A 23,963-nucleotide genomic window follows, 5' to 3' on the forward strand; every position below is an offset into this window, starting at 1 on the left:
TGTGAGGAAAGAATGATGAGTTTGATTAAAAGAAATCAGTTGATGTTGTTGACGACGTTATTGATTGTGATGACGTCGGTTGTTGTCCATTTGCTACATCGTTTCACGGACTTTGCCTATGCGTATACGATTCTGCGAAACGGTGCGGACGGTTACGTGTACTCCGGAGTAACATGGGTCTTGTTCGCCCTTCCAATCCTCTTCTTTGGAATGATGATCGTCACCGCTAAGCGAGAATCCGTAGCATTTCCTTATTGGATGATGCTGACACTCACCTTCGCAAGCATCTCGACCGTTGCTGGAGGACAAGGACTTGTTGAATATCACTTCTCCATTTTTGTCGTCTTGGCGATTTTGTCGTTCATGCGTCGCATCGACTTGATTTTGTATAGTGCCGGAATCTTTGCTGTGCAACATCTAGTCGGATACTTTTTAATCCCTGAGATGATTTGTGGAACGAGCGACTATCCGTTCAGTTTACTACTCGTCCATGCCGTATACTTGATTCTTCTGAGTGTTGTGCTTGTCGCCCAAATCCACTTCCGTAACAAAGAGACGCAACATGCCGAGGCACAGGAGCAAGAAACACGACAGTTGTTACAACAAGCGATTCATGATGTCAGCGTGCTCGTTCAATCCTTGAACAGTCACGCCGAAGAGCTTGAATCCGCTGCTAACCAGTCTCTTGAATCTGGTGAGCAAATCGCTGTCACGGTCGACCCGATTGTCGCACATGCTTCATCCCAACAGGAATCCATGGTGCAAGGGGCAGATGAAATTCACTCAATCCGGTCTTTGACGGCGCTCATTCAAGAACGAATGGCCCAGACGGCCGCAGCGTCCTCGCGTATCGCCAAAGATGCCCTTGCCGGGAACAAAGACATGCGACTGATGGAAGCAAAAGTACAAGAAATCATCACCGAGTCGGAACAACTCGACCGGATTGTCGCGACGATGTCGAATCGTTCAACCGAAATCCAAGGAATCTTGCAACAAGTCGGTTCGATCAGTGAACAGACGAACATGCTCGCCTTGAATGCATCTATTGAAGCGGCTCGTGCCGGTGAGGCTGGACGAGGATTCGCCGTTGTCGCCTCCGAAGTCGGGAAACTCGCTGTCCAATCGCGTGAATATGCATCCGAGATGACCCGAGTCCTCGGTGGATTGATGGAAGATACGACCGTCGTATCCAAATCAGCGCATCTTTTCAAACAAGCGACCGAAAACTGTCAAACTGTCACGAACGATGTGACGGCCGTCTTTGGCCGTCTTACAGAAGATGTATCAGAAATCGACGAACAAATTGCTTCGATTCAAGAGACACGCCAGCGGGTCACGACACAGATGGAAGCACTCGAAACACGACTTGAATCGACGAAATATGCGGCGAATGAACTTCAACAACAGATTCACCATGTTGCCGCAGCAACGGAAGAGCAAGTCGCCATTCAAAAAGAACTCAGCTCGATGTCGGACCGACTCGCTCTAACCGCGAATTCGCTTGAAGACGTGACGACTCAACTCGAGGATCACGCCACTCGCGCCTAACACAAATGCCCTCGACCAAGTGGTCGAGGGCATTTTACTTATCGGTCGAGCAATTGACGAATTCCTTCTTGAAGAGGTGTGACCGGGCGTCCGAGAACCGGTTCGAAGTCACTCTCATGAATTTCGAGCGTTCCTTGACGAATGCTTCGCTGAATCCCCGCAAGAATCGCAACGACTTCCTCTGGCAATCCAGCCCCGCGCATCGTCTCTTCGTATGCATCGAGACTCAACTCCTGCATCATCACTTCACGACCTAACACTTCACTGAGCGCGTCTACAAGATCTTGCTGGGTATGAAGTGGTCCTGATAGCTCGTAGACCGCATTGTCCTGTTGTTCTTTTAACAGAACATTCGATGCGGCTTCCGCGTAATCTTGTTGCAGTGCCCATCCGACTTTCCCATCTCGAGCCGCCGTGATCCATGGTGCCCCGTCAATCACCGCTTGAATGCTTGATAACTCGTTCTCTAAGTACCAGTTGTTCCGTAAGAATGCATACGGAATACCGGACTCGACAATCGCTTCCTCTGTGACGACATGTGGGGGTGCCATCAAGTTTTCACTGTCTGTCGCATCGGCGAGACTCGTGTAGGCAATGAATGAGACACCTGCCCGTTTCGCCGCCTCGACCGCGTTCGTATGTTGACGAATCCGCGTATCGTTATCGCCATCTGCCGAGATGATCAAGAGACGCTCAACACCTTTGAACGCTTCATCGAGTGTGTCTGGCTGATCAAAATCACCGTGTCGCACATCAACGCCACGCTCTTTAAGAGACGCCGCCTTCTCCGGATTCCGTACACTTACAGCGAGCTCACTCGCATCAATCGACTTGAGTAGTTCCTCTACAATTTTCGAGCCGAGTTTCCCCGTTGCTCCTGTGACTAAATATTTCATAAAACCCCTCCTTTGTTCGCATGATTCACTCTTCCCGTTCATACGACCCGTCACACCTGTCACGTTTGATCCGAGACGATATGGATGTCCACCTGCTTCAATTCCCGCATGATGACATTCACAATCGACCCGCGCATGACTTCTTGCCAGCGTGTCCTTGCTGATTGTCCAAGAATCAATTGGGTAATGCGTTTTTCTCGTGCCGTAGTCGTTAAACTCTTCGTTAGTTCTTTCCTCGGTACATTCAAGACAATCACTTCTGCCTGGAATGATGCACCTTGCTCTCGAACTTCTTTTAGAATGGCAGTCTGCTCAGGTATCAATTTTCTCTCCTCACCATGGAGGACAGACAAGATATAAAGTTTCGCTTTGAGTCGACTCGCCATGCGAAATCCTCGATAGATCAAATGTCTCGCATTGTCATTGAGCTGAATACAGACCATGATCCGCTCTTGGAGGAGCGTCGGATCAGACACCACATTTTTTCGGGTTCGATAGACTTGATCATCGACTTCATCCGCTACTTGTCGAAGCGCAATCTCACGCAGACTCGATAGATTGGTCAGCGTAAAAAATGACGACAGACTTTGTTCAATTTTGTCCGGTCGATAAATCTTCCCTTGTCTCATCCGCTCTTGTAACGTCTGCGGTGTCACATCGACGAGCAGAATTTCATCAGCCTGATTGAGGAACAGATCTGGAATCCGTTCTCTTACCTCTACGCCTGTGATGCCTTTCACGGTCAACAGTAGACTCTCAAAATGCTGAATATTAACGGCCGCATATACATTGATTCCGTTCTCTAACAACACCTGCACGTCCTGGTATCGCTTTGCCCGTACTGAGCCTGGGGCATTCGTATGAGCCAACTCATCAACGAGGACGATATCAGGATGAAACGATAAGATGGTCTCGACGTCTAACTCTTTCAGTTCGTGTCCTTTATAAAATAGCGAAAGAAGAGGGACGATTGGCAAATCGCCAATCATCGCCTCTGTTTCGTTTCGTCCATGTGTCTCAATCAATCCAATCATGACCGAGACCCCTTCTTGCTGACGAGCCCGTGCATCTGCCAACATTTTATACGTTTTGCCTACACCCGGTGCGGCTCCGATATAAAGTCGAAGTTTGCCTCGCATCAGTTCAACTCATCTAGTGCAAGATTCATCATCAAGACATTGACGTACGATTCACCGTCAGCCGTGTCTTGAATGACGCCTTCGACTTCAGCCGTCGCCATCGAACGTGCGTCGCTGATACGATCGACTTGTAACATCGCATGTTCTATCGAGATATGCGGATCAAGTCCAGATCCGGATGTCTCAATCGCTCCCGCAAGTTCGGGATCGTGTTTCGGACGGTCCGGATTACTTTCTGCCATGTTATCGCCGCCCGATTGACCAGTGAGTTGATCGACTGCTGTTGGTCGGCCGTGGAAGTAACTTTCCGAAACGAAAGGTTGTGCGATCCACTTTGATCCAATCTGTTCACCATCGCGTTCGATCAAACTACCTTCAGCTTGACTCGGAAATAGTGCCTGACCTGCTACTGTTAAAGCGAGTGGATAAGCCACACCGCATAAGATCATCGTCAAACTGACGACGATACCTGCTTGTTTTATAGAAGACATTCGGTCCACCTCACATGAATAAGTTTAAGACGATGTCGAGCGCTTTGATTCCCAAAAACGGGACAATCACACCACCGACACCATAAACGAGTAAATTTCGACGTAACAACTTCTCGGGACCGACCGGGTCGTAACGAACCCCTTTCATCGCAACTGGAATGAGAAGTGGGATGATCAAGGCATTGAACAAAAGTGCGGCCAAGATGGCTGACTCAGGTGAGCCGAGACGCATCACGTTCAACCAATCCATCTCTGGGATAAATGCAACGAACATAGCCGGCAAGATGGCGAAGTATTTGGCCACATCGTTCGCAATCGAGAACGTCGTCAAAGCCCCGCGTGTCATCAGTAACTGCTTACCGATTTCGACCACTTCAATGATTTTGGTCGGATCCGAATCTAAATCAATCATATTCGCCGCTTCTTTCGCGGCCTGTGTCCCCGAGTTCATGGCGAGACCGACGTCTGCCTGTGCGAGCGCCGGGGCATCATTCGTACCGTCCCCCGTCATTGCGACAAGATGACCTGCTTTTTGTTCTGCTTTGATGACACGAATCTTATCTTCTGGTTTACATTCCGCTACGAATTCATCGACACCAGCTTCGCGTGCAATCGTCGCGGCCGTCAACGGATTATCTCCCGTGCACATGATGGTCTTGATTCCCATCTGACGCAAGCGATCGAAGCGTTCACGCATACCCGGTTTCACCGTATCTTTCAAGTGAATCACGCCGACAATCCGTGCATCTTCTGAGATGACGAGCGGAGTGCCGCCTTCTTTCGAAATCGCATCGACTTGATCCTGTAAGTCGCTCGGAATCATCCCACCTTGAGCACTCACCCAGTTAATGACGGCGGACGCCGCACCTTTTCGGACACGTCGACCGTCTGCCAAGTCGAGTCCCGACATACGTGTTTCTGCTTTGAATGGAATGATCACCGCATCTTGTTTCGGTGACTCATCTAATTCTCCCCAGCGTTCTTTTGCAAGCGTCAATACAGAGCGCCCCTCTGGTGTCTCGTCTTCCAAAGACGTCAAGACGGCGACTCCAAGCGCTTGCGAAGCTGTGATTCCTTCTACTGGAAGAACTTCAAATGCCATCCGGTTTCCGAACGTGATGGTCCCCGTCTTATCTAAAATGATGGTTCGAATGTCTCCAGCCGCCTCAACGGCTTTCCCGCTCATCGCAATGACATTGAATCGCGTGACCCGGTCCATCCCGGCAATCCCGATGGCGGATAAGAGTCCACCAATCGTTGTCGGAATGAGACAAACGAGAAGTGCAATTAAAATGGGTGGTGACAATTGGAAGCCGAGATAGTTCGTAAACGCAGGGAGTGTCAAAACGACGAGTAAGAAAATCATACTGAGCGAAACAAGAAGCAGGGACAAGGCAATCTCATTCGGTGTTTTTTGACGTTTCGAGCCCTCGACAAGGGTAATCATCTGGTCAAGGAACGATTCACCTGGGTTGCTTGTAATCTCGACCTCAATCCGGTCACTGACGACAAGCGTTCCCCCGATGACGGAAGAGAAGTCTCCGCCAGACTCTTTAATCACTGGCGCCGATTCCCCTGTAATCGCAGATTCATCAATCGAAGCAAGCCCGGCGATAATTTCGCCGTCTCCCGGCAGGTAGTCTCCGGCGCGCACTTCGACGATATCTCCTTTTCGAAGGAGCGACGAAGCGACTTCCTCAATCCCATCTTTCACAATTCGACGTGCCATCACATCATTTTTAGATGCTCGAAGGGTAGCTGCCTGCGCCTTCCCTCGTCCTTCTGCAATCGCTTCGGCAAAATTGGCGAACCATAACGTGACGAGCAAAATGAGCGTCACTGCCAAGTGAAATCCTCGCATCTCGTCCGACAGCATCGTATAAACGAGCGATAATAAGAATCCGCCCCATACGAGGAACATGACCGGTTGTTTCACCATCGTCCGTGGATCTAGTTTTTTGACTCCGTCCCACATGGCAGGAACAATCAAGCTCGTGTCAAAGCGGCGTGTCTGTTTTTCTAGTTCATTCATCTTCTATTCTCTCCTATGTTCAACGTATCATGAGCCATTCGGCGAATGGTCCAAGCAACAACACTGGTAAAAAGGTCAAGGCACCGACAATGACAATCACACCGAACAGAAGTGATGTAAATAGCGGCGTGTCGGTCCGAAGTGCCCCATCGTCCGTGACACGTGGTTTCATTTGAAGACTACCTGCCATCGCCACCATTAATAAAAGCGGAATATATCGACCGAAGAACATCGCAAAGCCTGCCGTGATATTCCAAAACGGAGTCGCATCCAATAAACCTTCGAATCCGGATCCGTTGTTGGCGACAGCGGATGTATACTCATACAAGATTTGTGAAATCCCATGAGGTCCAGCGTTCGTGATGGCCTCTTGTCCTGGCTGTACGACGAGCGCCAAAGCCGTAAATCCTAAAATAAGAAGTGGCGAGACAAGAAGCGTTAACGCGACAAGTTTCATCTCGCGTCCTTCGATTTTCTTGCCAAGCACGGTCGGCGTCTGTCCAATCAAGAGGGCCGCAACAAAAATGGTGATGATCACATACATCATCAAGTTCATGAAACCGGCACCGACCCCACCAAAGACAACGTTCAACATCATGTTTCCCATCAAGATGATGCCGCTAAGAGATGGAAGCGAGTCGTGCATCGCATTGACTGCGCCAGTCTCAGCAGCTGTCGTCACCGCGCCGTAAAGCGCTGTACCAATTGCCCCGAAGCGCATCTCTTGTCCATGTAAAGAGGGGTTCGAGTACAAAGTGGCGTACATGGCCACTGTTCCAATGACGAACAAGAAAAGCATGACACCAAAGTAAAGGAATCCTTGTTTTCGTTTCTTCGCCATCGACCCGTAGATGAACGGCAATGACATCGGTAATAAGAGCATCAAGAAAAGATGGATGTAATTCGTCCACTTGCTTGGGTTTTCAAATGGATGCGCACCATTTACCGCATAGTAGCCCCCACCGTTATTCCCGAGCTGTTTGATGACCTCAAATGATGCGATCGGTCCTCGTTGAATCGTTTGGCTCGCCCCTTCGAGCGTTGTGACGACAGCATTCGGACTAAGGGTTTGTGGGACACCAAACGCAATCAACCACATACCGAAAAATAAGCTGATTGGTAAGAGCACGTACACGATGACGCGTACAAAGTCGAAATAGAACTGACCAATCTGCTTTCCAAGAATCGCTCGAATGAAAGCCAGCGCCATCGTCAATGCCATCGTTGGCGCCACGAACATGAGTGTCGATAAGACGAACATCTGTGATAAGTGAGAGAGCGCCTCACCTGAATAGTGCTGTTGGTCTGTATTGGTCATAAAACTGATGACCGTATGGAATGCTAGATGCCAGTCTAAGTTGACGGCCCCATTCGGATTGAAGGGCAACACTCCTTGAAAGCGAAGCAACACATAACCAATCAATAAAAATAGTAAATTGAGTGTCAAAAAATCTTTTGCATAGCCAAACCATGTTTGCTTTTCACGCTCATTTATTCGAAGGCGACGTGTGATCCTCGTCTCGAGCGCTTTCCCTACATAGTTTGGTCGTTCTTGAATCGGTACAAACCGCCGTCCAATATAGCCACCTAACATGGCACTGGCTGTCATCGTGATTGTGATGAGCAAACTCAACGTGATGATGAATGTAACCCACATCGTTCGTCATTCTCCTCTGTCTTTAAAATTTTTCTGGTTTTAGTAATGCAACGGTTAAGTAAGAGAGATACCCAATTCCAATCGCTAAAAGCACGATATACATGTCGTCACCCCTGTTCATTCCAGTGCATCCGATCAATCGAACGAATCATCACATTCATAGACGCCACTAAACCAATGAGTAAAGCAATTGCGAATAAATCAACCATATAATAACCTCTTTTTTCATTTTTTTACTTTATTTAACATTAAAAAATATGCAAAAAACCACAGGAGCAAGAAACGGCTCCAGTGGCATATCACTGCATGAGTCGGATCCCCCTAATAACGCCTACGAGGTTAGCTGTCGGATTCGGGCTTGCCTAGGTTGGCCCTACCTCACTTGAGGATTCACCCCAGTCCAGATTGGACAGTGGGTCCCCCGCTTCCGTCTCCGGAACTCGGCGAAAAGATTTCAACAATACGTATGAAGTTGATGAGATGGATGTTACTCCGATTCAAAATGACTGTAAATAACTTTTCATAAAAAATTTTTTAACTTAAATTGTCAGATTTATCCGAATGATTTTTGTGAAATGAATATGATTATTTATAAGTTTTTTTATTCCTAGTTTCTTCATACTTAATTTGCAGTTCAGAAAATCACGCATCGAAGTCACTCCGTATATTTGTGGTCACTTCTGCGATATATGTAAGAATAATCACTTTCAAGTGAGTTTGACCTTGAAATTACTCTTTCGTGACATCAAAAAAAATCGTTTGAAAACACTTTACATCTTAGGATGGATGTCCAAATCGTCGTCATTCGACTTATTGTTGATGGAGAATATGAATTAGGTAGGAGACGATCACGGTATGGAGCAATGGATTCAACAAATCATTGAACGGTTTGGTTATTTCGGAGTCATGTTTCTTATTTTTGTTGAGAATGTGTTCCCCCCAATCCCATCCGAATTAATCTTAATTTTTGGCGGTTTTTTCACAACTACAACCACACTCAATCCTATTTGGATGATTGTTGTGGCAACAGTCGGAGCACTCCTCGGTGCCGTTGTCCTTTATGGGATTGGACTTTTACTGGACCGAGAACGTCTCGAGTCATTCATCACCCGTTACGGCAAAAGAATTTATCTGAAAATAGAAGATGTTCGAATGGCTGATCGCTGGTTTGATCGATTCGGTCCAAAATTAGTATTCTTCGGTCGGTTCGTTCCCGTCGTACGCAGTTTGATTTCGATTCCAGCCGGTATGTCGAATATGCCGTTCCTTCAATTTATCGTGTTGACGACATGCGGGACGCTCATTTGGAATACGGTACTCATTTTTATTGGTGTTGTAGTCGGCGAGAATTGGCAAGTTTGGTTAGGGTATATCGAAATGTATTCACATGTGATGTATATGTTTTTAGGATTCACAATAATCGCTGTTGTCGGTTGGACGGCTCGCATAGTGTTAAGAAGACGCTCTACACATTGACCACTCCTTTTCGAGTGGTTTTTGATTTTTACGCTTGACTTTGAGTTCTTATGAACTTAAATTAAATATATAGAAGTTCATATGACCTTAAAAGGAGGAATTGTTGTTGACCCTACTCATCGGGTTCTTACTCATCGTCATCTTCATGCTCGCACTTGACCTCGGGGTGTTCCACCGTAAAGCGCACGAAGTCTCGCTCCGCGAAGCATGGACATGGACGTTTGTCTGGATTGGGATTGCCATCGCATTCGGAGGATGGTTGTTCTTCACGCAAGGAAGTACAGCCGCAACGGAATATGCGAGCGTCTACTTTATCGAAAAGGCACTCGCGATTGATAATGTCTTCGTCTTCTCACTTGTTTTTGCCTATTTCGCCATCCCACTCAAGTATCAACATAAGGTACTATTCTGGGGGATTCTCGGAGCGATTTTCTTCCGCGCTGTCTTCATCGTCGCTGGCGTATCCCTTTTAGAAAACTTCGGTTGGGTCTACTACGTGTTCGGAGCGTTTCTCGTTTATACAGGATGGATGATGTATAAGAATATCGGGAAAGACGAGTCACTTGAAGAAAACAAGACGATTCGTTGGCTCGAGCGACGCCTCCCCATCACACAGGATATCTCATCCGGGAAGTTCACGAAGCGCATCAATGGGAAGTTGTTCTTCACGCCACTCTTCATCGCGCTCATCTTCATCGAATTGTCGGATATCGTCTTCGCAGTCGATTCGGTCGCCGCGAGTTTCGCGTATTCACGTGACCCGTATATCATCTTCTATGCGAACATCATGGCGATTCTCGGACTTCGTAGTCTCTACTTCGTCCTCGCCAACTTGATCGACCGCTTCTACTATTTGAAACACGGTCTCAGCTTCATGCTCGTCTTCATAGGGGCGAAGATGATTTTCGGTGATGTGTACAAGATGCCGATTTGGATGTCTCTTGGAACCATCGTTCTCGTCATCTTGATTAGCGTCCTCTATAGTTTCTACAAAACGAAACCTGGTTCTTCCAAACACGTATAATGAATCAATCAGTCCATTTCGTCGGTGTTCTTTCTTTGAAAATCGGTTAATCATTGAGGTGCACAACTACAGAAAAGGGGATTCAATATGTTTGATCGGATTGGCCTCATGAGTATCGGTCTCGTCTTCGGGATCATCCTCATGTTACTCTTCAACAACCTGTTCGGATTGGTGTTCGGTGTCGTCGTTGGTGTCAGCCTCATTGCCGCCAACCAAATCGAGCGAAACAAACAAACGACATGGCATTAACCAAAAAGCACGCGCTCCCATTGTTTGAGAGCGCGTGCTTTTATGTCAAAACATTGTATACGGATTGATACTGTTAGCAGGAGATGAACTGCTATACACATAGCTGTTCCGATGCACTTCGAAGTGGAGATGATTCCCGAACGAGTTACCGGTATTCCCGACCGTTCCAATCGTTGCTCCTTTTGCTAACGTTTGTCCTGTAACGACATTGAGGCGATCAAGGTGTGCGTATACAGTAATATATGTTTGTCCATTCAACTGATGGCTCATCATGATGTGGTTACCGTAAGCCCCATAGTTCCGAGAAACGATGACTTTTCCATAAGCGGCTGACACGACCGGTGTTCCTCTTGGAGCAGCCAAGTCGATACCGTTATGGAACGTATAACCGTACTGCCCGCTCGCCGGACCATACTTTTGTGTCAACGTCCCTTTTGTCGGGATGATCATTTTCGCAGTCGATGTGGTTGAAAGCGTGGAGACACTGTACTTCTTCACATATGTACTGGATACGTAGCGGGATGTCCCGTTGAAATTGATTTTTGTCCATCCCCCGCTCACGCCGAGATATTTGAAGGATTGTCCCAACTTCGCACTGCCGACGATTGCATACGTCGTGCCCGGGCCCGAACGGACGTTTAAACTGTTAGTCATGACTTTGACATAATACGTGGTAGCAGCTTCAGCCGGGGTACCTGTCGGAGTGAAGATTCCGACTGTGAGAAGAACGGCACAGAAGAGAGAGAGCATCTTTCGTTTCATGATGTGGTAAATCCTTTCAATTATGTATTTAAATTTTTATTTTTTATATTATCTAACTGAAAAAATTTTACCACCAAAACGAACCGACAAATATGTCATTTATATTTCAAATAAAGGAAAACAAATTATAACTTACTTTCTTTATTTTTCCTTTTCAACATACAAAAAATGCACAGCCGTTTTCGACTGTGCATGTCTGTTACTCACGATTTTCCTCGGCGTTCTCCTCTTCATCCTCTAAATCTTCAATCAATCGCTTCATCTCTTCAATTTCACGGCGCTGTGCCTTGATGATTTCTTCAGACAATTCTTTCACGCGTGGGTCTTCAATTTCAGCGCGTTCACTTGTCAAAATGGCAATCGAGTGGTGAGGGATCATCGCTTTCATCCAACTGACATCATCGACGGTCGTCTGGCTACGTACGAGCCAAAGCGAGGCACTGAAGACGAGAGCACTGACCCCTAGGATGATAAAGTTAACTGTTTTGTTCTTATACATCCCCCACATGAAGAGAAGCATGACGAACGCCATGACCGATCCCATGATGAGTGCCATGTACAACCTCGTCTGACTAAAGAAGATATGATTGAACTGAAACACGTTCAAATACATGAGCCAATACATAATGAATGTCGAGACCGCAATCATGATTCCAAATTTACCGTACTGTTTCATCTTATTCATCCTTTCTTATTGTGCGTATAAAAACTCTTTTTCCTACTTGTTCTATACTCAAACCCGCCTATTTCTCCGTCTAATCGTACTCTTAACGCTTTTCACTTCTTTTTCACAAACATCGGGTACACTAGTGAAATTGAGTTCATGCAAGGAAGGAGAACGATGATGCAAGAGCGGACATTGCGTGACGTACTGGCAACACTTGATACTGTTTTATCTTGGTCCTATCTCGATCACCCGGAAGAAATGACAATTCGCGGAATCGGAACGACACCAGAAAAAATAAATAAAATGTTTTTATATATATGCAAGCGCCCAATCAATGAACGTGGCGTCGATTTAGTGAGGGCCGCCATCCGAAATGGTGCAGTAGCCATCGTCACGGATCGACCGATTGACGCGAGAGTACCCGTCATTTACTGTCGAGACGTCGAACGCGCACGTGAACAACTACAGACTCTTTTCGCCATGGAAGGAAATCACGCAAAGCACACGGAACGATAATAATAAGAGGAAGGAGGAATGCAAGATGAAGATTCTCATCGTAGACGATGAAGAAAAAATGAGACATTTGATTCGTTTGTTTCTTGAAAGTGACGGCTACTTTTGCATCGAGGCGAGCGATGCCCGTTCCGCACTCGACAAAATCGAAGAGCGACCGGATCTCGTCCTTTTAGATATTATGATGCCAGAAGTAGATGGGATCTCACTTTGTCGTCAGTTAAAGACGATGGATCCGGCATTACCTGTCGTCTTGTTGACGGCACGTTCAGACAATGAGACGACCATCCAAGGATTAGATGCTGGAGCGGATGATTACGTCACCAAACCGTTCGATGGGAACGTGCTCCTCGCTCGTATTCGTGCCGTCTTGCGCCGGACCCGTGTCGTCAACATCCAATACGGACCACTACGTTACGATGAGGAGAGCGGACGCGTTTTGTATGAAGAACAAGAGATTGTCCTCACACCAAAAGCGACGGCCATCTTAAAATTGTTCCTTCAGCACCCGAATCGCCTCTTCAACCGCCTAGATTTGTTTGACCTTGTCTGGCCCTATTCTGCAGAATCCGACCCACGCACCGTTGATGCGCATATTCGTATGATTCGAGAAAAGTTAGGCGATGCAGGATTCCCGATTGATGATTATTTAAAGACGGTATGGGGACGTGGCTATCGATGGACCGAGGAGCGTTCCGGATGAAGCGAGGTCGTAACAGTCTACCGTTTCGCATCAGCCTCGTCTTTCTTCTATCCACCCTATTGATTGAAGGTGTGTTGTTCCTTCTCCTCTATCACACGCTTCTCGGTGAACGTGTTGTAGAAGAAATCAATCGCCTTGAATCTCGGGCCGAGAGCCATGCGAGCGTATTAGCAATGAATTTTTCCGAAGAGACGATTGATCATGTAGCGACTATGGAAAGTGAGACCGATACGAAAGTCGCCATCACTGATCCCATGCATCATCTTCTTCAGACTTCACGCTTCTTTCCCCAAGTCCTTGCCGATACAGTCGATTCGAAAAAACAAACTGGCTCCTTCGACGACACGACTGTCCTAGAGAACGACTGGGAAAACGAACCGTATTTGATCGTTCGTACGCCAATCACAGATGATACCGACAGACGGTATGGATACGTCTATATGTTTTTACCGACTGAAATCATTCATGGAATTAGCCATCGGCTCCAGTGGCGATTCCTATATATCACAGCGATCGCGCTCGTGACGACCGTCTTGACGTTCATCCTCTTGAGTCGATTGATTTCAAAACCGATCCAATCATTAAAACAAGCAACGGAGAATGTATTGACAAACCCAGACGATTTACAGTTACCGACCAATCGTGTCGACGAAATCGGTGAATTAGCGCGTGCCATCGAATCGATGTCAGTGGAACTATCCAGACTACGGCGGGAACGTCGTCAGTTCTTATCCGACCTATCGCATGAAATCAAGACCCCTCTCACGTACTTGAGGGGTTACGCCGAAATCGCTTCGAAAGAAAGTACGCCCGAATCGTTACGCAAGCAATCGATTCAGACAATCTTAGATGAAAGCCGGTCGCTCACAGAACTCGTCGAAAATGCGTTTCAACTGGCACAGCTCGATGAGAACACGTTCTTATTGCATCGAGAAGAAGTGACCGTCACAACGTTTTGTGCGGACTTACGTCGAATGCTCGATACAATGTTCCGGATGACGACGATTCGCTTCGATGCTTCGTCGAACGCGGGACAACAAGACATCGCTCTTACATTGGATCGGCACCGGATGCTCCAAGTCTTCCGCTCAATCGCCCATAATGCGATTGAGCATAGTGAGGCCTCACATGTCTCCCTGCGTTCAAATGTCACGGACACTCACCTGATCCTGACCATTACAGACAATGGGAAAGGCATTCCCGAAGAAGATTTACCGCACATTTTTGACCGCCTGTATCGTGTGGAAAAATCACGGTCCCGACAGACTGGCGGGAGCGGCCTCGGACTCGCCATCGCTGACCAAATCGTCAACCGTCACGGTGGAGAATTGACAGTCACGTCTGATGTATCGGGCACTTCTTTCACCGTCACGATTCCACTCGACAAAAAGACGCCTATCCTATAATGGAAAGGCGTCTTTTAATCAATTGAGCTCACCTTTGTCGAGGCGCATCTCCCATTCCCCGTCTGTAAACTCATATACGCTGTTATCCGATGTGACAAGCAACATGCGCTCCTCGTTGACTGCCAATTCGATTGGCACAACGTCCGCTTGAAGCTCTGGAAGATTGAACGTCTCTGTCGACTCATCGTCTAAGTTGAAACGAACCCCTTCGAAAGAACCATCTGTCTGTCGTACGTATGCCAGCTGCCCCTCATCCGCTCCGACCGTGACAACTTGTTCTGCTTCAACAAGTGGCTCGAACGAATCTCCAGAGTCATTCGAAACGAGGATGCCGGACGGCCCGTACAAGAAGACGCGCTCCGCATCCGTCGCATCGGCGACGATTCCTGCCACTTGCGCTTCCTCTATCCCTTGTACCTGCATCGGTTCAAAAGATTTCCCACCATCGATGGAACGATAAAATCCCGGCTCTAGCTCCGAGGTCGCTTCCTCCAAATAAACGTAGAGTGTACCTGTGGCATAACCGACACTCATATAGTGGAAATCTGCCTCGCCTTCAAGCGACCGACTCTCGAGTACCGCCCCATGATTTTTTCCATGCATGACCCCAAGTGGATTTTTGAAATCTGTCCGACGATCGGGGTGACCGCTCGCATAAAATCCATCCTCGACGACTTCAAATCCCATGTAGTCATGGCGATTTGTCGGCAGCGTATACCAACCATCTTCTCGATATTCCATCAATCCGGCATGCGTCGCGATGACAAGACGTTCGTCGTCTTGCCAAAATCCAGCTCCGTGGATGTGGGAGACCGTTTCATCGGATCCCACACGTTGCCACTCGTCTTTTGTAGTTGTCGTCACATTCTCGGATTGACTCGTGTCCGACGGTGCGTCTTCTGTTCCACACGCCGACAGGAGCAGTGGAGTCAGGAATAGTGATAGCATTAACGTTCGTTTCATCTCGATCCCTCCATCATTAGCATCCCATCTAGCATACTGACTAAAGGTGAAAGAAATGTTAAATCTTCAAAAGTCGAGCGTTGATTGCGACAATAACTGTGCTTAAACTCATCAAGACGGCACCGATGGCTGGGGACAAGATGATTCCAATCGGAGCCAGCACGCCTGCAGCAAGCGGGATGGCGACGATGTTATACCCGGCTGCCCACCACAAGTTTTGAATCATCTTACGATACGTGTTCTGTGAAAGCTCCAAAATCGATAGGACATCTTTCGGATTACTGCGGACGAGGACAATATCTGCCGTTTCGACGGCAACGTCTGTCCCGCTCCCGATTGCGATGCCGACATCCGCTTGTGCTAAGGCAGGTGCATCATTGATTCCATCTCCGACCATCGCTACTTTGCTGCCATCTTTTTGGACGTCTTTCACTTGGTTTGCCTTGTCGTCCGGTAATACTTCGGCATACACGTCATCGATACCGAGCTGACCCGCGACCCAATGCGCGACCTTCTCGTTGTCACCCGTCAACATGATCGAGCGAATGCCTTTTTCATGAAGTGCCTCGACGGTCTCCTTCGCTTCTTCCCTCACCAGATCGGCCATCGCAATCATCCCGACCCATTCTCCGTCTTTCAAAACAAAGACGACGGTCTTTCCTTCTTCCGAGAGTCGTGCAAACGTCTCCTCATCAATTTGAATGTGTTGATCGCGGATATGTCGCGGACTGACGACTTGAACACGCGCACCGTCAACCGTTCCTTCCAATCCGACACCTGTCATCGAACCGAAGTCGTCGACAGCCGCCAGTTTCAATTCCCGTCTCTCGGCTTCTCTTAAAATCCCTTGCGCGAGAGGATGTTGCGACTCACGCTCAACTGCTCCTGCGAGTTGCAACACGTCTTCTTCCTTATAAGACGAGCTCGCCTGTATGTCTGTGACTCCGAAATTCCCTTCCGTCAGCGTACCGGTCTTATCGAAAATGACGGCATCGAGTCGACGCGCCTCTTCAAATTGAGTCCGATTGCGGATGAGAAGACCTTGTTTCGCCGATAATGCTGTCGAAACAGCGACAACAAGAGGTGTCGCCAGTCCAAGTGCATGGGGACATGAGATGACCATGACCGTTACCATCCGTTCAACCGCCGTCCCGACCGAATATCCGAGCATGAACCAAACCGTGAACGTGATGACTCCAGCGGCAATTGCGATATAGAACAAATATTTTGCCGCCCGATTCGCCAAATTTTGAGCCCGTGACTTCGATTTTTGTGCCTCACTCACCAATTCAATCACTTTTGACAAGTACGTTCTTTCTCCCGTACCAATCGTTTCAATCGTCAAGCTCCCTTCTTGGTTGATCGAACCCGCAATGACATCTTCACCTTCTGTTTTTTCGACCGGTACCGATTCGCCGGTCAACATCGACTCGTCGATGGTCGTTCGTCCTTTGATGATTTTCCCGTCCACGGGTACCTGCTCCCCCGGTTTGACGAGGATTCGGTCTCCTTCCTTCAGTTCAGAGATGGGAACGTCTTCCGTTTCTTCCCCATTGATGCGATGCGCCTCGTTCGGGAGCAGTTGTACGAGTTGTTCTAACGCATTTGATGCCCCCATGACCGAACGCATCTCAATCCAGTGACCGAGTAGCATGATCACAATCAGTGAAGCGAGTTCCCAAAAGAAGTCATGCCCACTTCCGTATCCAAAGACGACAGCTGCGCTATAAAAGTAAGCGACGCTAATCGCCAAGCCAATGAGCATCATCATGCCCGGGCTACGCTCTCGTAGCTCTTCCACACTTCCTTTTAAGAACGGCCATCCGCCGTATACATATACAATCGTCGCCAATACAAATAAGATTGTCTTTTCAAGCGGAAAATCGAGTTCAAACCGCAGCCATTCTTGAATCATGTCCGATAACAATAAAATCGGAATCATCAGTCCGAGCGATATGAAGAAACGTCGTTTGAAATCATCAATCATATGCTCGTGTCCGTGTCCGCCATGATGAGACTCGTGACTTCCCTTATGATATTCATGATGTTGATCGTGTGCATGTTCCATCATTCATCCTCTCCTTTACACGAATTGTATACCCCCATATGGTATATAATTAAACAGATTTGGACTTTCATGTTTCTTTCACAATTAGGTGGTACAACAAAGTGAGGACTGAACAATGAAGGAGTGTTATAGAATGAAATCGAAAGGAATGTGGTTTCTGTTGACGGGGATTTTAATTGGGGGCATCTTCGTTTTACTAGTCGTCCTCTTCAACGGGACATGGAACCATAACAACAATATGGACCAAAATCATATGATGGGAAACGATTCGGCAACGGGTCAGATGGGACACGGAGCGAGGCAAGAGCTCCAAGCATCGGATGAACCGACACAGCCGCTTCCGATTCCGACCGCCTTACAGCCAGATCGTGTCACGGAAGACACGGTCTACTATACGGTGGAAGCAACTAAAGGCACGTCACAATTTTTCAAAGACGGCAAGAAATCGGAAACATTCGGTTATAATGGAGACTTACTCGGACCAATGATCGAGTTACCGAAAGGAAAAACAGTCGTAATCGATACCATCAATCGATTGGATGAACCGACAACGTTCCACTGGCACGGACTCGTCATTCCTGCCGACATGGACGGGGGACCTCATCAGACCGTCGCACCAGGTGAACGGGCACAAGTTCGACTCGACATCGACCAAGAACCTAGTACGCTGTGGTTTCACCCCCATCCGATGGGTTCGACAGCTGAACAAGTTTATAAAGGGCTTGCCGGTCTTCTTTATGTGACTAACGATACACCGAATGGTCTCCCGAATGAATATGGAGTCGACGACATCCCGCTCATTGTACAAGATCGACGCTTCACTCCTAACGGTGGGTTAGATTATGATGCCCATATGAACGTTGACGGAACGACCGGGGATACAATTCTTGCGAATGGAGCCATCAACACGACGTTCGACGTTCAAACCGAGACGTTACGTGTGCGACTAGTCAACGGTTCGAATGCGCGCGATTTTGATTTTACGTTATCTAACGAGGCCGAGATGACGCAGATTGCGACAGACGGAGGACCGTTAGAGCGCCCGATTCCCTTAAGAACCATCACGTTGACACCAGGTGAACGGGCCGAAGTGCTGATAGATTTTTCACAAGTTGAAGATGTCGCCGCCTTAAAAGCGGACGGAGTGACATTCACTACGTTTCGTGTCGGTGAACTCGACAAGGCGTCCATTAAGATTCCGGTGACCGAGACGATGGAGCGCTCGACAGATAAGACGGCAGATCGACGGCTCACCCTTTTTGGAATGGGTAACATGGTTTCAATCAACGGAAAGACCTATGATCCGGAGCGTATCGACATCGAAGCGAAACGCGGAGACACCAAGGTATGGGAAATTGAAAATAAACCAGATATGATGGGTGGGATGACACATCCCTTCCACATCCACGGCGTCCAGTTCCGAGTCATTAGTCGAGACGGCAACCCACCATCCGATCAGGAAAAAGGGTGGAAAGATACGGTAGCCGTCGCTCCAGATGAACGAGTAAAGATTGAAATCACCTTCACGAAAACCGGCACATTTATGTATCATTGCCACATCCTCGAGCATGAAGAAAATGGGATGATGGGACAAGTAAAAGTGACCGAATGACCGACACCTCTCTGTTCTATCAGCGGAGAGGTGTTTTGTATCCGTCCCGATTTCGATACGTTTCTGCTAGGACTATTGCCTGTATAGGGATTCCTTCTCGAATGTCGTATACTTATTGTGAATGCATGTACAAATGTTCGCGAGGAGGTAGGTCCATGCGCCGATTCCATAGGATTAGGCAGAAACGCTCCGCTCGTCAAAAACAGCAACGCCACACGTTCTCCATCGCTTCCATCGTGGAAGAAGTACAGGATGCGATGTGTTATATCGATTTCTCAAGATGTCGTCTGTATTCGAATGATTCTCTTCGGCAATGGTGCCCTTCGATGACAACACAATCTTTTGACACATTGGAAACATTGACTCGTTATTTATATGCCACGTTGGAACAGCATGGGGCGGATTCCGCACAAGTCATGCACCTCATCCAGGAATTGCTCGAATGTGCGACTGAAACGGATCCAAGGATGACCTCACGTCGTCTGCGCTTTAATGACAAGACGCTACATTTGATTTTCAACTTCACGCGCACACCACGTGGCGTTTTCATCATGTGGCGCGACCAAACAGAAGCTGTCCGCTTTGAAGAACGTAAAGACAGTTTCCTTGCCGAACTGTCTCATGATTTCCGCACGCCATTGACTGCCATCCATGGCTATACGGAGTTACTCATGACACGCCATCAAGGTTCGGAAAAGTCGTATCAGATGCTAACACAAGTCAAACAAGAATCGGAACGGCTGGAGCGGCTCGTCGATAATTTCCTCGATTATCAAAAAGAGCGCTACACGGCTGACCAACTGACCGTGACGACGTTCGCACTCCGTCCTCTTTTAGAGGATGTCATGTCGAGCTATCAGACGACCTCCCCGCTTCATACAGTGACATTTGAAACGAATGATGTCTCGATTCAAGCAGATGAAGAAAAGTTACGGCAATTGCTCCATAACCTCATTGGTAACGCCATCAAGTACTCTCCTGACGGCGGTACGGTCCATACGAGAGTATTTGAATGTGCTGGCACAATCATCTTATCTGTATCCGATACCGGCATCGGGATTCCGGAAGAAGCACTTCCATACGTATTTGATGAATATTACCGTGTCGAATCCGCTGCCCACCAATCGATCAAAGGAACCGGTCTCGGTCTACGAATCTGTAAACGAATCGCTGAAGCCCATGGTTGGGGAATTCATGCGGACTCGGTATACGGGGAAGGCACCACCTTTACGATCGAGCTCCACACCAGACAGAGTTGTTCATTGCAATCATCACCTAAACATTCGGTTTCGTTCGACTGATTTAATCGGTCGAACGTTTTTTAATTTGTTTCGATTCAAGAATGAAGCGCATTCGTTTTGGGAATAAAGAAGTGTCGAAGAGAGGAGGAAATGAAGATGAAACAACGTGGCTACTTATCGATTCCCGTCGCGGTCGTATTCGCCGTCGTTTTCGGGCTCACCCTCGATAATTGGTGGCTCGGCATTGGAATTGGCATCGCTATGTTTTTTGCGTTTCGAGGAACAAAGAAGAAAGCGTGAAAAGATAATGAACATTTACACACCTTCAGATTGACAATTATTTGAAGACTGCTACCGTTAATGTATAGTCTATGAAAAAGGTCGTGAAGGAATGACGCTCACCGTCTTGTTGCTCAATGCTTGTGTCGCATTCACCGGATTTTATATCATCTCGAAGATTTATCATTCTTCGCTTTTTAATTCGTACCGTCTTCGTAGTTCTGTGATTGGAATACTCGCCGGTGCACTCGGTCTGTTTTTGATGTATAACGCCGTAGAAGCTAACGATATGGTCCGTGTGGATTTACGTCACTTACCGCTCGTGTTGCTTGCTTTTTATGGTGCTCGTTTTCCTTTATTCATTGCGACACTTGTCATCGCCAGTACACGATTCTTGTTCGGAATGACCGAGCAGGCCATGATTGCATTTATCGCGACGTTCATCGTCAGCATCGGGATGCTCTGGATTCATCGGCTGCTTCGGGAGCGACTCTTCTTACAGAGTATCTTTTTGAACGTATGGGCGCTCTTCATTATTTCGATTGCCGTCTATATCAATATGGGTTGGAGCACAGCCTATGTATCCCTCGTCTTGTCCATTTGGATGATTGGCATGCTCGTCGGTCTACTCTCGAGCATCCTCACCATCGACCTAGAACAAACGACCCGCCGTGCCATCGAGTACAAACAGTCGTCTGAACGAGACCATTTGACCGGTCTATACAATCGACGTGTGTGGGATCGATATACGGCTTCCATCGGTCAAGAGAATCGGACGTACAATGTACTCGCGCTCGATATCGATCATTTTAAACATGTGAACGATACATATGGTCACGGAAACGGTGATCTCGTCTTACAACAGTTCGCCAACATCTTAAAAGTCGAGACGCGTGCCCATGACACTGTCGCACGAATCGGTGGCGAAGAATTCGTCATCTTGATGTACGACTTGACGCCAGAGAAGGTAGACAAAGTGGCCAACCGGATACGAGAACGGATTGCTGCTGAACTATTCCACTTGAACGATTTTCCACCGATTCAAATCACGACGTCCGTCGGGGTCGCACACGGGACCTCGCTTCCCATCAAGCGGATGGTAGATCTCGCTGATTCGGCGCTTTATCAAGCGAAAAACGAAGGGCGTAATCAAGTTGTCATCTCAACCTATGACACACCAGAACCGATCATGACATGAATAAACCCCGCTCCTTCTCAGGAGCGGGGTTTAGTCTACTCATTTTGTAAACCGTTCAACCTCATCTGTCATGATGGCCGAAACCGTTATCGGGGGAAGGTCCTTCACGTCGTTGATCGTGTAGAGCCGTGTCTCGAGCGTCGTATGTTGTATCTGATTCCATGCTTTCGAACCGATAAATGCAGGCTGGGCGTGAATCGCCTCGGCCCGAATCGTTTCAGCGAACGAGACGGTGTCCGACTCACCCGTGAGTGTCAACACCGCAAGCCGGGCGACTGGTGCCACATCTCGCATTCGGACGAGCGTTTCACGATTGAATGAGGAGAACACGACACGGTCACCGAGTTCAAACTCGTTGACAGCAAACCAAGCGAGACGTTCGATCCCTGGATACGCATATTGATCTGTCTTCAATTCGATGTTCAGGGTGACGTTGCTTCGTTCAATCAGTCCGAGCACCTCTTCTAACGTTGGGATGCGTTCATAGCCGTCAATCTTCAACTGGCGCAACTCCTGAAGCGTCATGTCTTTCACCCATCCCGTTCCATTTGTCGTCCGGTCGACGGTTTCGTCATGAATGACGACGAGACGCCCGTCCTTCGATAGCTGTACGTCCAGCTCGATCCCGTCCACATAGGGAAGAGCTGCCTCGAACGCGGACAATGTATTTTCCGGGTAATTGGCGCTATAGCCGCGATGTGCGTAAATCAACATGTCACTGCCCCAAGGTGGAAGTCGTCTCATCGGCCGCACGCTTCAATGCTTCTTCGACCGACACCCCTTGATACAAACTTTCCATCGCGTTGACGACACTTTGACGTGATTGCGGGAACGTCGAGATGAGCGCTCCTTGTGTCGCCGGTGATGGTTTCGTCTCACTGAGTTGGTCGACCGTCACTTTCAGTTGTGGATATTTCGCCCACATTTCTTTTACGATCGGTTCATTGTATGCTTCCGGATTGATGGCGAAGTAGCCTGTGTCAACATGCCACTGTGCTTGCGCTTCCGTTGAAGCGACATACTTCATGAACTCCCATGCGCCTTCTTTCGTCTCTTCGGCAATGCCATCACCCATCCAGAGCGATGCCCCGCCGATGACGACGCCTTGACGCTCCGCTTCATTCGGTACCGGTAAGTACGATGCGCCGATTTCAAAGTCCGCGTTGTCTGCTACCGTACGGATTCCTGCTGACGAATCAAGGTACATGGCAACTTTTCCAGATTGGAATGCCGCGCGCATGTCGTCCCAGTTTTGACCGACGTTTAGGAATGTCTTCTCATCGTACATCTCTTTGATGAGATTGAACGCGTTCTGTCCTTCTTCGCCATCAAACACGGCTTTCGTCGGGTCTCCGCTTCGTCCATTGTCATTGTCGACATACAGTCCACCTTGTGCGGCCAAGAGCTGTTCAAAGAACCAACCGTAGTTGAGCATCGTGAAGCCGGTCTGACCGTCCGTTGTCAACTTCTTCGCCGCCTCTTTCAACTCGTCATATGTGCGTGGTGCTTTCTCTGGATCGAGCCCTGCTTTTTCAAACGCCTCTTTGTTATAGATGAGGACCGGTGTCGAGGAGTTGAACGGCATCGAGTATTGCTTCCCATCGACCTGATAATAACTCAAGATGTTCTCTTCCCATACGCTCGTGTCAAAATCCTCTTTGTCGATGAACTCTTGAACTGGTGTGATTTTGTTCGAATCAATCATGTATTTCGTCCCGACCTCGAACGTCTGCATGATGGCTGGAGCGTCTTCCGAACCGGCGACCGCATTGAATTTCGTCAACGCTTCCTCATATGTTCCTTGGAAGACCGGTTTGACTTCATAGTCGTCTTGCGAAGCGTTGAACGCGTCGACTTGACTGTTTAAAGCCGTCTCCAAGTCCCCACTCATCGCATGCCAAAAGACGACCTCTGTCTTTCCGTCTTCTGTCGTCGCCGCGACTGGTGCCGCTTCTTCACTACCACATGCCCCGAGTAATAACACCGAACTTGCCAACCCTGCGAATAATCCTAACTTTTTCATTTGTCATATCCCCCTA

Annotated in this window: 23 protein-coding genes and 1 riboswitch; of the genes, 11 read left to right on the forward strand and 12 right to left on the reverse strand. The window is 48.0% G+C overall.

The window, feature by feature from the left end; genetic code table 11:
* Positions 1 to 15: 15 nt before the first annotated feature.
* Positions 16 to 1,548 carry a methyl-accepting chemotaxis protein gene (locus tag Q9R25_RS08670; RefSeq protein ID WP_311283043.1) on the forward strand — a complete coding sequence of 511 codons (1,533 nt, stop codon included), beginning with the start codon at positions 16 to 18 and terminating at the stop codon, positions 1,546 to 1,548.
* Positions 1,549 to 1,586: 38 nt separating this feature from the next.
* On the opposite strand, the gene Q9R25_RS08675 is transcribed toward Q9R25_RS08670, so the two are convergent.
* Genes Q9R25_RS08675 through Q9R25_RS14895 form a run of 6 tightly spaced genes read right to left on the reverse strand, consistent with a single transcriptional unit; the run spans position 1,587 to position 7,884 of the window.
* Entirely contained in the window at positions 1,587 to 2,444 is an 858-nt protein-coding gene (locus Q9R25_RS08675) for an SDR family oxidoreductase (protein WP_311283044.1), read from the reverse strand.
* A gap of 59 nt (positions 2,445 to 2,503) precedes the next feature.
* Complete coding sequence (locus Q9R25_RS08680; protein WP_311283045.1) at positions 2,504 to 3,583, reverse strand: universal stress protein; 1,080 nt, start codon at positions 3,581 to 3,583, stop codon at positions 2,504 to 2,506.
* On the reverse strand, positions 3,583 to 4,074 hold the full coding sequence (locus tag Q9R25_RS08685) for a potassium-transporting ATPase subunit C (RefSeq protein ID WP_311283046.1): 492 nt from the start codon (positions 4,072 to 4,074) through the stop codon (positions 3,583 to 3,585). The genes Q9R25_RS08680 and Q9R25_RS08685 overlap by 1 nt, the downstream gene beginning before the upstream one ends.
* A 10-nt stretch (positions 4,075 to 4,084) precedes the next feature.
* Positions 4,085 to 6,106 carry a potassium-transporting ATPase subunit KdpB gene (gene kdpB / locus Q9R25_RS08690; protein ID WP_159562939.1) on the reverse strand — a complete coding sequence of 674 codons (2,022 nt, stop codon included), beginning with the start codon at positions 6,104 to 6,106 and terminating at the stop codon, positions 4,085 to 4,087.
* 19 nt (positions 6,107 to 6,125) lie between these two features.
* Complete coding sequence (gene kdpA / locus Q9R25_RS08695) at positions 6,126 to 7,763, reverse strand: potassium-transporting ATPase subunit KdpA (protein ID WP_196431243.1); 1,638 nt, start codon at positions 7,761 to 7,763, stop codon at positions 6,126 to 6,128.
* A 22-nt stretch (positions 7,764 to 7,785) separates the two neighbouring features.
* A complete protein-coding gene (locus tag Q9R25_RS14895; protein WP_196431244.1) occupies positions 7,786 to 7,884 on the reverse strand; it encodes a potassium-transporting ATPase subunit F in 99 nt (32 codons plus the stop codon).
* Between the two features lie 192 nt (positions 7,885 to 8,076).
* A riboswitch (cyclic di-AMP (ydaO/yuaA leader) is annotated at positions 8,077 to 8,219 on the reverse strand.
* Between the two features lie 399 nt (positions 8,220 to 8,618).
* Here Q9R25_RS14895 and Q9R25_RS08700 point away from each other — a divergent pair.
* The 3 genes from Q9R25_RS08700 to Q9R25_RS08710 all read left to right on the forward strand — a co-directional run bounded on the left by Q9R25_RS08700 (position 8,619) and on the right by Q9R25_RS08710 (position 10,512).
* Complete coding sequence (locus Q9R25_RS08700; protein WP_311283047.1) at positions 8,619 to 9,239, forward strand: DedA family protein; 621 nt, start codon at positions 8,619 to 8,621, stop codon at positions 9,237 to 9,239.
* Positions 9,240 to 9,345: 106 nt separating this feature from the next.
* Positions 9,346 to 10,263 (forward strand): TerC family protein, encoded by a 918-nt coding sequence (locus Q9R25_RS08705; RefSeq protein WP_159562943.1) that lies wholly within the window; start codon positions 9,346 to 9,348, stop codon positions 10,261 to 10,263.
* A gap of 87 nt (positions 10,264 to 10,350) precedes the next feature.
* Positions 10,351 to 10,512: a hypothetical protein gene (locus tag Q9R25_RS08710; RefSeq protein WP_214690450.1), complete on the forward strand. Its 162-nt coding sequence runs from the start codon at positions 10,351 to 10,353 to the stop codon at positions 10,510 to 10,512.
* A gap of 45 nt (positions 10,513 to 10,557) precedes the next feature.
* On the opposite strand, the gene Q9R25_RS08715 is transcribed toward Q9R25_RS08710, so the two are convergent.
* Together Q9R25_RS08715 and Q9R25_RS08720 are read right to left on the reverse strand one after the other, a co-directional pair.
* Complete coding sequence (locus Q9R25_RS08715) at positions 10,558 to 11,274, reverse strand: peptidoglycan DD-metalloendopeptidase family protein (protein WP_215243636.1); 717 nt, start codon at positions 11,272 to 11,274, stop codon at positions 10,558 to 10,560.
* 199 nt (positions 11,275 to 11,473) lie between these two features.
* A complete protein-coding gene (locus Q9R25_RS08720; protein WP_074035791.1) occupies positions 11,474 to 11,950 on the reverse strand; it encodes a DUF305 domain-containing protein in 477 nt (158 codons plus the stop codon).
* Positions 11,951 to 12,118: 168 nt separating this feature from the next.
* Between Q9R25_RS08720 and Q9R25_RS08725 the strand changes: the two genes are divergently transcribed.
* The 3 genes from Q9R25_RS08725 to Q9R25_RS08735 are packed head-to-tail and all read left to right on the forward strand — an operon-like array spanning position 12,119 to position 14,563.
* The gene (locus Q9R25_RS08725) at positions 12,119 to 12,457 is read left to right on the forward strand and encodes a hypothetical protein (RefSeq protein WP_214690448.1); all 339 of its coding nucleotides are present in this window, start codon (positions 12,119 to 12,121) and stop codon (positions 12,455 to 12,457) included.
* Positions 12,458 to 12,482: 25 nt separating this feature from the next.
* Positions 12,483 to 13,157 (forward strand): response regulator transcription factor, encoded by a 675-nt coding sequence (locus tag Q9R25_RS08730; protein WP_012727305.1) that lies wholly within the window; start codon positions 12,483 to 12,485, stop codon positions 13,155 to 13,157.
* Positions 13,154 to 14,563 (forward strand): ATP-binding protein, encoded by a 1,410-nt coding sequence (locus tag Q9R25_RS08735; RefSeq protein ID WP_311283048.1) that lies wholly within the window; start codon positions 13,154 to 13,156, stop codon positions 14,561 to 14,563. Before Q9R25_RS08730 ends, Q9R25_RS08735 begins: the two co-directional genes overlap by 4 nt.
* An 18-nt stretch (positions 14,564 to 14,581) precedes the next feature.
* Here Q9R25_RS08735 and Q9R25_RS08740 read toward each other — a convergent pair whose 3' ends face one another.
* Both Q9R25_RS08740 and Q9R25_RS08745 read right to left on the reverse strand, forming a co-directional pair.
* A complete protein-coding gene (locus Q9R25_RS08740; RefSeq protein ID WP_311283049.1) occupies positions 14,582 to 15,526 on the reverse strand; it encodes a F510_1955 family glycosylhydrolase in 945 nt (314 codons plus the stop codon).
* Positions 15,527 to 15,584: 58 nt separating this feature from the next.
* Positions 15,585 to 17,597: a heavy metal translocating P-type ATPase gene (locus Q9R25_RS08745; protein ID WP_159562948.1), complete on the reverse strand. Its 2,013-nt coding sequence runs from the start codon at positions 17,595 to 17,597 to the stop codon at positions 15,585 to 15,587.
* 130 nt (positions 17,598 to 17,727) lie between these two features.
* Between Q9R25_RS08745 and Q9R25_RS08750 the strand changes: the two genes are divergently transcribed.
* The 4 genes from Q9R25_RS08750 (at position 17,728) to Q9R25_RS08765 (ending at position 21,924) form a co-directional block, all read left to right on the forward strand.
* A complete protein-coding gene (locus Q9R25_RS08750; protein ID WP_251125265.1) occupies positions 17,728 to 19,206 on the forward strand; it encodes a multicopper oxidase family protein in 1,479 nt (492 codons plus the stop codon).
* Between the two features lie 155 nt (positions 19,207 to 19,361).
* On the forward strand, positions 19,362 to 20,507 hold the full coding sequence (locus Q9R25_RS08755) for a sensor histidine kinase (protein ID WP_215243633.1): 1,146 nt from the start codon (positions 19,362 to 19,364) through the stop codon (positions 20,505 to 20,507).
* Between the two features lie 96 nt (positions 20,508 to 20,603).
* Complete coding sequence (locus tag Q9R25_RS08760) at positions 20,604 to 20,747, forward strand: hypothetical protein (RefSeq protein WP_026825140.1); 144 nt, start codon at positions 20,604 to 20,606, stop codon at positions 20,745 to 20,747.
* A 91-nt stretch (positions 20,748 to 20,838) separates the two neighbouring features.
* On the forward strand, positions 20,839 to 21,924 hold the full coding sequence (locus Q9R25_RS08765; protein ID WP_196431250.1) for a GGDEF domain-containing protein: 1,086 nt from the start codon (positions 20,839 to 20,841) through the stop codon (positions 21,922 to 21,924).
* A 39-nt stretch (positions 21,925 to 21,963) separates the two neighbouring features.
* On the opposite strand, the gene Q9R25_RS08770 is transcribed toward Q9R25_RS08765, so the two are convergent.
* Positions 21,964 to 22,638 (reverse strand): glycerophosphodiester phosphodiesterase, encoded by a 675-nt coding sequence (locus tag Q9R25_RS08770; RefSeq protein WP_311283050.1) that lies wholly within the window; start codon positions 22,636 to 22,638, stop codon positions 21,964 to 21,966.
* Between the two features lies 1 nt (position 22,639).
* Positions 22,640 to 23,947 carry an ABC transporter substrate-binding protein gene (locus Q9R25_RS08775; protein ID WP_047794842.1) on the reverse strand — a complete coding sequence of 436 codons (1,308 nt, stop codon included), beginning with the start codon at positions 23,945 to 23,947 and terminating at the stop codon, positions 22,640 to 22,642.
* Positions 23,948 to 23,963: the final 16 nt, after the last annotated feature.

The organism is Exiguobacterium sp. BG5(2022) (assembly GCF_031844365.1).
Classification (GTDB): domain Bacteria; phylum Bacillota; class Bacilli; order Exiguobacteriales; family Exiguobacteriaceae; genus Exiguobacterium; species Exiguobacterium profundum.

Excerpts from the sequence above, each read along its gene's own strand:
- Q9R25_RS08700 (WP_311283047.1), top strand. The coding sequence starts at position 8,619 with ATGGAGCAATGGATTCAACAAATCATTGAACGGTTTGGTTATTTCGGA.
- Q9R25_RS08710 (WP_214690450.1), top strand. The coding sequence starts at position 10,351 with ATGTTTGATCGGATTGGCCTCATGAGTATCGGTCTCGTCTTCGGGATC.
- Q9R25_RS08715 (WP_215243636.1), bottom strand. The coding sequence starts at position 11,274 with ATGAAACGAAAGATGCTCTCTCTCTTCTGTGCCGTTCTTCTCACAGTC.
- Q9R25_RS08740 (WP_311283049.1), bottom strand. The coding sequence starts at position 15,526 with ATGAAACGAACGTTAATGCTATCACTATTCCTGACTCCACTGCTCCTG.
- Q9R25_RS08755 (WP_215243633.1), top strand. The coding sequence starts at position 19,362 with ATGCGCCGATTCCATAGGATTAGGCAGAAACGCTCCGCTCGTCAAAAA.
- kdpB (WP_159562939.1), bottom strand. The coding sequence starts at position 6,106 with ATGAATGAACTAGAAAAACAGACACGCCGCTTTGACACGAGCTTGATT.
- Q9R25_RS08775 (WP_047794842.1), bottom strand. The coding sequence starts at position 23,947 with ATGAAAAAGTTAGGATTATTCGCAGGGTTGGCAAGTTCGGTGTTATTA.
- Q9R25_RS08725 (WP_214690448.1), top strand. The coding sequence starts at position 12,119 with ATGCAAGAGCGGACATTGCGTGACGTACTGGCAACACTTGATACTGTT.
- kdpA (WP_196431243.1), bottom strand. The coding sequence starts at position 7,763 with ATGTGGGTTACATTCATCATCACGTTGAGTTTGCTCATCACAATCACG.
- Q9R25_RS08670 (WP_311283043.1), top strand. The coding sequence starts at position 16 with ATGAGTTTGATTAAAAGAAATCAGTTGATGTTGTTGACGACGTTATTG.
- Q9R25_RS14895 (WP_196431244.1), bottom strand. The coding sequence starts at position 7,884 with ATGAACAGGGGTGACGACATGTATATCGTGCTTTTAGCGATTGGAATT.
- Q9R25_RS08720 (WP_074035791.1), bottom strand. The coding sequence starts at position 11,950 with ATGAAACAGTACGGTAAATTTGGAATCATGATTGCGGTCTCGACATTC.
- Q9R25_RS08760 (WP_026825140.1), top strand. The coding sequence starts at position 20,604 with ATGAAACAACGTGGCTACTTATCGATTCCCGTCGCGGTCGTATTCGCC.
- Q9R25_RS08730 (WP_012727305.1), top strand. The coding sequence starts at position 12,483 with ATGAAGATTCTCATCGTAGACGATGAAGAAAAAATGAGACATTTGATT.
- Q9R25_RS08745 (WP_159562948.1), bottom strand. The coding sequence starts at position 17,597 with ATGATGGAACATGCACACGATCAACATCATGAATATCATAAGGGAAGT.
- Q9R25_RS08675 (WP_311283044.1), bottom strand. The coding sequence starts at position 2,444 with ATGAAATATTTAGTCACAGGAGCAACGGGGAAACTCGGCTCGAAAATT.
- Q9R25_RS08770 (WP_311283050.1), bottom strand. The coding sequence starts at position 22,638 with ATGTTGATTTACGCACATCGCGGCTATAGCGCCAATTACCCGGAAAAT.
- Q9R25_RS08750 (WP_251125265.1), top strand. The coding sequence starts at position 17,728 with ATGAAATCGAAAGGAATGTGGTTTCTGTTGACGGGGATTTTAATTGGG.
- Q9R25_RS08765 (WP_196431250.1), top strand. The coding sequence starts at position 20,839 with ATGACGCTCACCGTCTTGTTGCTCAATGCTTGTGTCGCATTCACCGGA.
- Q9R25_RS08680 (WP_311283045.1), bottom strand. The coding sequence starts at position 3,583 with ATGCGAGGCAAACTTCGACTTTATATCGGAGCCGCACCGGGTGTAGGC.
- Q9R25_RS08735 (WP_311283048.1), top strand. The coding sequence starts at position 13,154 with ATGAAGCGAGGTCGTAACAGTCTACCGTTTCGCATCAGCCTCGTCTTT.
- Q9R25_RS08685 (WP_311283046.1), bottom strand. The coding sequence starts at position 4,074 with ATGTCTTCTATAAAACAAGCAGGTATCGTCGTCAGTTTGACGATGATC.